This is a genomic window from Mycobacterium sp. TH-M15 (assembly GCF_057473705.1).
This window is the reverse complement of record NZ_JBYCLB010000374.1, coordinates 1-3423: the sequence shown is the minus strand read 5'-3', so window position 1 is coordinate 3423 and position 3423 is coordinate 1. Positions and strand designations below refer to the sequence as shown.

General features: G+C 69.8%; 2 protein-coding genes. Both read left to right on the top strand.

Annotation, left to right across the window (positions count from 1 at the left end; all coding sequences use genetic code 11):
• A partial coding sequence (locus AC2VNT_RS09235; RefSeq protein ID WP_486946571.1) for a phosphopantetheine-binding protein occupies nt 1–287 on the top strand: 287 nt, incomplete at its 5' end.
• A gap of 111 nt (nt 288–398) precedes the next feature.
• Nucleotides 399–3020 carry an SEC-C metal-binding domain-containing protein gene (locus tag AC2VNT_RS09230; protein WP_486946570.1) on the top strand — a complete coding sequence of 874 codons (2622 nt, stop codon included), beginning with the start codon at nt 399–401 and terminating at the stop codon, nt 3018–3020.
• Nucleotides 3021–3423: the final 403 nt, after the last annotated feature.

The window sequence follows — 3423 nt, the reverse complement described above, 5'->3', positions numbered from 1 at the left end:
TCGCCGGGGTGCTCGGTGTGGCGCGGGTCGGCGCCGACGACGACTTCTTCGCGCTCGGCGGGGACTCGGTGCTGGCCACCGCGGTTGTCGCCGGCATCCGCACCTGGCTGGACGCACCCGGCGCAGTCGTCGCCGACATCTTCGCCGCCCGAACGGTTTCCGGCCTTGCCGACCGGCTCAGCGTCCGCGAGGCCGTCCCGGGACGGTTGGAGGCGGTCGCCGAGGTGTATCTGGGGGTGGCGGTGCTGGATGCCGCGGCGGTGACGGCGGCGCTGGCCGACCCGTGAGCCGGGTCGTCCACCGGCGCCGGTGATGCGAAGGAGCGGCTGCATTTCCAGCTGCGGGCCGCGGTCGTGGCTGCCGCGAGAGCAGGCGGCCGGTTCGGTAGGGTGGCGGCGATGACCCAGCCGCCCGTCGACTCGCTGGTGCGCAGCATGCGTGCGGTTCTGGTCGATCGGGGTCCGCTGGGCTACGACGACCTCGCCGCTGCGGTGGCAGAGGCCGGCGACGGTGCATCCGGCGGGCATGACGCTGTGGCCGAGGTCTTGGACCGGGGCGACGAGCTGTTCGTGGCGCTGGCTGACGACAGGTGGGCGTGGCTGCCGGCGCTGCTGGACGGGCGGGTGTTCACCCACCGAGTCGGCGTGGTCGAGGCGACCCACGACGTGATCTACTCGGTCAACGATCTTTTCCCGCTGTGGGTGCTCGCCGATGACGAACGCTACCGGCAACTCTCCGACGGTGCACCGCTGTCCGAGGCGATCGTCGGTTTCGATGATGAGCTGCTCGCCGAGCGCGGGGTGCCGGCCGAAGACGTCGATGGCGATTCGGTATTGCTGCTCCCCGCTGGGCGTCTGGCCGCATTGCAGGTGGTGGCCGGTGATCTGATCGCTTTGCGGGTGCGCGGTGACGGCCTGGAGCTGTGCAAAGTCACCGCGCCGCAGCCCAGCGAGGCCGGGGCGGCGGTGTCGCGGTTGGTAGCCACGTATCCGGAGACGCCGATGACGCTCGATCGCGCGGTGTGGACGGTCTGTGCCGACAGCGGTCTGTTCACCGAGCCGACACTGCCGCTAAGCGAGCTGATCGCCGATGCCGGGCTGGCCCAACAGGCGCAGTGGATCGCCTCGCCGGGGTTCGATTTCGTCGGCTGGCGGCTGGCACAGCGCATCGAGTCGATCCGCCACAATTACGCCCTCACCAGCGATGGGGCGCTGGCGGTGCTGGCGACGGTGTTTCTCTACCAGCGTGTTGTCGATCTGGTGGAAACCATCACCGCAGCAGCCGACGACGACGCCGCGGCTGACCTGGCCGAGATCGTCTCCCGGCCGGTCGCTGCGGCCGCGGTGAGCCACATGCTGCCCGGTGAGCCGGTCGGCGCCGAGCCCGCCACGGTGCGGGCCGCGCTGCGGTTGCTGGCAGATCCGGCGGTGGCCGAAGCCGCGCTGGCCGAAATGGAGGCCACAGACCACGAAGCGGCCGCGGCGCTGGGGGTGTTCGCCGAGACCGCAGAACCGCTGGCCCCGCGGGCGGCCCGCCCGGCGCTGCGGTGGCTGCGTGCGATCGCCCGTGAGCGACTCGGTGAGATCGAGCAAGCCGAGCAGGTGCTGCTCGCCGCTGAGTCACTGGACCCGTCCTGGCCGCCGACCCTGGTCTCGCTGGCCCGCTACGCCGCCGATCGCAGCGACGCCGAACGCGCCCTGGCGTTGCTGCGCCGCGCAGGAGCGCCCCCGGACGACGAGACGGTGCAGATGCTGGAGCATTTCCGGCCGATGCCGCGCTCCGACATCGGCCGCAACGAGCGGTGCTGGTGCGGTTCGGGCCGCAAGTACAAGGTGTGCCACCTCAACCACGAACAACTGTCGCTGGAAGAACGCGCCGCGTGGCTGTATCAAAAAGCCGGAGCAACACTCACCGAAGATCCAGCCGTGACGCTGTTGGTGTCGACGGCTCAGGCCCGATCGCGCCACTGGCACTCGCCTGACCCGCTGGCCGACGCGCTGCACGATCCGCTGGTCGGTGACGCGGTGTTGTTCGAAGGCGGGGTGTTCGCCGACTTCCTCACCGAACGAGGGGGTCTTCTGCCCGATGACGAGCGGTTGTTGGCGCAGCAGTGGCTGCTGGTGCAGCGCTCGGTCTATGAGGTGCTCGACGTTGTCCGCGGGCAGGGTTTCACGGTGCGCGATGTGCGCACCGGCGATGTTCACCAGGTGAGAGAGCGGGCCGCCAGCACCCAGGTGACGGTCGGGGCGTTCTACTGCGCTCGGGTGGTGCCGGCCGGGGAGTCAATGCAGATCTTCGGTGGCATGGAGCCGGTATCGCTAGGCGAGCGTGATCAGCTGATCGCGCTGCTCGACGACGATCCCGGGCCGGTGGAGTTGGTGGAGTTCTTGTCTCGCCGGTTCGCACCGCCGATCCTGCGCAACACCGAGGGCGAATCCCTGGTGTTCTGCGAGGCCACCCTGCGCGTCGATGACCCGGCCGCGCTCACCGACAAACTCGACGCGCGCTACGACCGGATCGACGACCCAGACGATGACGGCTTGCACTGGCTCGAACAGGTGGTCACCCACGGGATCGAGCGAATCCGCGCCGAGCTGCGGCTTCGAGGCGACCAGCTGCAGGTCAGTGCCAATAGTGAGACACGTTTCGAGCGGGTGCTGGCGGCCGTCGGTGAACTGGACCCGTCAGCGGTGGTGCTTACCGAAAACCGCGAACCAATCGATATGGCCGCGTTGGCCGGCAGACGCGGCGAACCGGCACCGTCGGTGGTGCCAGTGGCCGAACTGGACCCGGCTCAACATCCGGAGCTGGCCGCCGCACTCGATGACATGGCACGCACGTATGAGAAAGCCTGGCTGGATGAGCAGATCCCAGCGCTGGCCGGCCACACCCCCAGGGAATGCGCCAACGACCCGACCCGGCGCCAAGACCTGATCCGGCTGTTGAACTCGTTTCCCCCGGACAACGATCGGCCCGGCACCATGAGCGTTGACCGGCTCCGCGCGATGCTGGGGTTATAGCCGCCGGTCAGACCCGGGACGCCGACTGCAAACGTCGCCGCACGGGCGCACCGCGACGCTGGGGACCGGCCCTCGCCGCCGGAATCGCGCCCGGGCTGCACCCGGGTGTCCGCGCCGGTTGGACTGGGACTTCGTGGTGGTGCACCGTGGCGTGCCCGGCGGGTTCGCCCAGATTTCCCCGGCTCGGAAGATGCGGTAACCTAGCCCACGAAATTAGGGCAGCCTTTACTAACAAGGGGAGGGGGTCGGATGACCGTCGACGACGCCGCGACCGCGCAGGTCCCGCGCTGGATCGGCCGCTTCCCGGCCTCAACCCCCACCGGCGTGACCACGCTGGTGTTCCCGCACGCCGGGGGAGCGGTGGCCAACTACCGCCCGCTGGCGCTGGCGCTGTCCGCCGGTG